Consider the following 3423-nt stretch of genomic DNA (forward strand, 5'->3'; position numbering starts at 1 on the left):
GAAGCTGGGCGATGATGGCACATTGCAGGATGGATATGACCTCGACCGCTGGATGGCTTTTCTGACGGGTGATGTACATCCCGCTTTTTGTCCATTTTTTATGACAGCTCGCTACTCGACCGATAGTAGCGAGCTTACCAAGCAATCCATCAAGGAAGCCTCTTATAAACTGATCGATCGCGTGTACCAGCATTTAGATCGACATTTAGAGGGTAAAGATTATGTGGTGGGAAATCGCCGCACGATTGCCGATGCCTATGCGTTTGCGATGATTCGTTGGGGCAATAGTTTACCGACTGGCTTGGTCAATTATCCCAATCTCGACCGCTTTTATCATCATTGGCGCGAAGACGAGGGGGTAAAACGGGCGATGGAGCAGCAGCAGATTCATTAAACCGTTTACTTAATCTAAGCAAGTCCACTAATACAAGGCGATGAGATGATTAGCACTACCGTACACACAATTCACGATCGCAATCTCCGAGGGCATAGCAAAATTGGTTGGCTGGACAGCCACCATACGTTCTCTTTTGGCAACTGTCAAGATCCCAATCGGATGGGATTTCGATCGCTGCGGGTAATCAACGACGATCGAGTTATTCCAGGTGCTGGATTTGGTACTCACGGACATAAAGACATGGAAATTCTCACCTATGTGTTAGCGGGCGAATTGGCGCATAAAGATAGTTTGGGCACTGGCTCGGTGATTCGCCCAGGCGATGTGCAAATCATGAGTGCAGGCACGGGGATTCAGCATAGCGAATTTAATAATTCTGAGTCCGAACCCGTTCATTTTCTCCAAATTTGGATGTTACCAGATCGCGAGAATATTACCCCGCGCTACGACCAACGCGATTTTCCCCTCGCCGAAAAGCAAGGCAAATTGCGGCTGGTTGGTTCCAAAGATGGGCGGGATGGTTCGGTGGTAATTAATCAAGATATCGATCTCTACGTCTCAGTGCTATCAACGGGCGATCTGGTGAAGTTTGAAGTAGCGCAACATCGGTTTGCTTGGGTTCAAGTAGCACGGGGCATCGCCACACTCAATGGCGAATTATTGCGGGAAGGGGATGGGGTGCAAATCAACAGTCCAGAATCGCTAGAATTGACCACCGAATCTAACGCTGAAATTTTGTTATTTGACTTGTCTTAAAACTTACTTTCATCGACACGTTGGCGTAGCCTACCGGAGGTAATCGAGGTGCCGATTGGCAAATTACTAATTGTCGTTCGCGTAGCGTCCGCTTTGCGGAATCGGCATTTCCCAAGTGAGGTAAGTAGCTATGCGAAATTAAATATAAAATGCCAGCCCTTTGCCCTCACCCCGCCCTCGCCTCCGGCTCTGGCTCCCCTCTCCCAAGCTTGGGAGCGGCGTTTTTATTCGGGGGGAACCCCCGAATAAAAAAACGACAAGACAGAGGGGCTGGGGGTGAGGGCAATTTGTCATTGTCACTTTAATTTACACATGAGGAAGTCTCTATATGGTTATTTCCACTGGCAATCTGCCTGCTACAACCCTATTTCCTAGTTTGCCGCTGGCATCATGGCAGGATACATACACTATCTTGCACCTCTGGACTCAGATCGTCGGCAAAATTCGGCTGGCACTATCTCCCAACATCAATCATTGGTGGCAATCGACTCTCTACGTGACTCCGCGCGGGTTAACTACTGGTGCAATTCCTTATCAAACTCGCACTTTTGAGATCCGATTTGATTTTATCGAGAGTCAGTTATACATCGAAGTCAGCGATGGCGCAATCCAGAAAATTGACTTGGTAACGCGATCGGTGGCAGAGTTTTATCATGCAATAATGGCCGCATTAAAGGCAGTCGATATCGAAGTTTCAATTTGGACGATGCCCCAAGAACTCGAAAATCCGATTCCATTCGATCTAGACAAGCGATATTTTGCCTACGATCCAGAATCTGCCCAAAAATTTTGGCGAATTTTAGTCCAAGTCGATCGCATCATGACGATCTTTCGAGCAGACTTTATCGGTAAATCCAGTCCGGTACATTTTTTCTGGGGTAGTTTCGATCTCGCCGTTACTCGCTTTTCGGGAAGAACCGCGCCCCAACACCCTGGTGGAGTGCCGGGAATGGCTGACTGGGTAACGCGGGAAGCCTACTCCCATGAAGTCAGTAGCTGTGGCTTCTGGGCGGGCGGTGGAGCGGTGACGGAGGCTGTTTTTTATGCCTATGCTTACCCCGAACCGGACGGGTTCAAGACTTACCCGATTCAGCCGCCAGAAGCGTTTTATCACCCTCAAATGCACGAGTTTATGTTGTCCTATGAAACCGTGCGCCAAGCAGACGATCCCGAAGCCATGCTCCTGACATTTCTCCACAGCACCTATGAGGCGGCGGCAAATTTGGGTCACTGGAATCGCACAGATCTCGAACGCGCTTAGTCCCAGTAGGGTCAATACGGTTTTTGTTAGTCAGCGACTGAAGCCCATGAACAAACTTACTATACCATTCCAACCCATCTATGGATTGGATGGTACTTTGGCTCCGTTGGCGTAGCCTCTCCCCTGGAGAATCGATTTGAGTCGGAGGGCGAGTTTTTCCGAGGAGGAGAATCGAAACCAAGTTAATTCAGGAGATTTTCAAATGGTTAGTCAAATTTCCAAACCTAGTACCGAAACACCCAATCTATCCAGTCCCCAGGGTTTACTATCGACATTGCAAGCACTACGCCAGACCGTCGAAAACGACGGAAAAGCCATCTTTGATGAGTGGAACCCGCACATTCAGCGGATAGCGTTTATCGATAGTGCCTTGAATTTAGCTGAGTATTTAGCTTTACGTCGGCACGATCTCCGCTCTCTCCAAGCGGCACTCATACCTTGGGGTTTATCCTCATTAGGTCGGATTGAAGGACGGGTGATGCCCAACCTCGATGCGGTAATTACCACTTTAGAAGTCATCTGTGGCTCTAAATCAGATCGACATTTCCAGCGTCCACCGATCGAGTTTTTCTTTGAAGGCGATCGATTACTACAGCAGCACACGGAAGAACTATTTGGTGTCTCATCACCCCACCGTCGAGCCAGAATTATGGTCACGCTGGATACTGAAGCTGCTACTAACTATGAGTTAGTGCAAAGTTTTATTCAACGCGGCGCGAACTGTATGCGGATTAATTGCGCCCACGATACGCCTGAAATCTGGCAAGGCGCGATCGACAATATCCGCCGTGCCGAACGAGAAACAGGCACGCCATGTAAAATCATGATGGACTTAGGCGGCCCCAAAATTCGCACTGGGGCTGTACTTGCACCACACCATAAGAAGCGGGTCTTTAAGGGCGATCGCATTGTACTGTCGCGACGCGTACTCGAAAGTGCAGCAGCTCCGGCTAAATCGATCCATGTAGAGCATTTCAAGACTAGCTGTACGATTCCGAGTATTCTCGAT

4 protein-coding genes are annotated in these 3423 nt (G+C 48.9%); all 4 read left to right on the forward strand.

What is annotated here, in order from left to right; translation table 11 throughout:
* Nucleotides 1-394 (forward strand): glutathione binding-like protein (locus RMO79_RS07485; RefSeq protein WP_310482488.1); only part of this gene is annotated, 394 nt, incomplete at its 5' end.
* Between the two features lie 45 nt (nt 395-439).
* Entirely contained in the window at nt 440-1153 is a 714-nt protein-coding gene (locus tag RMO79_RS07490) for a pirin family protein (RefSeq protein ID WP_310482489.1), read from the forward strand.
* Between the two features lie 328 nt (nt 1154-1481).
* Complete coding sequence (locus RMO79_RS07495) at nt 1482-2414, forward strand: DUF5996 family protein (protein ID WP_310482490.1); 933 nt, start codon at nt 1482-1484, stop codon at nt 2412-2414.
* Nucleotides 2415-2616: 202 nt separating this feature from the next.
* Nucleotides 2617-3423 (forward strand): pyruvate kinase (locus RMO79_RS07500; protein ID WP_310482491.1); only part of this gene is annotated, 807 nt, incomplete at its 3' end.

Source organism: Chamaesiphon sp. VAR_48_metabat_403 (assembly GCF_031422475.1).
Classification (GTDB): Bacteria; Cyanobacteriota; Cyanobacteriia; order Cyanobacteriales; family Chamaesiphonaceae; genus Chamaesiphon.

Bases quoted from the DNA above. Each gene is read 5' to 3' on its own strand.
- RMO79_RS07490 (WP_310482489.1), top strand. From the start codon at position 440: ATGATTAGCACTACCGTACACACAATTCACGATCGCAATCTCCGAGGG.
- RMO79_RS07495 (WP_310482490.1), top strand. From the start codon at position 1,482: ATGGTTATTTCCACTGGCAATCTGCCTGCTACAACCCTATTTCCTAGT.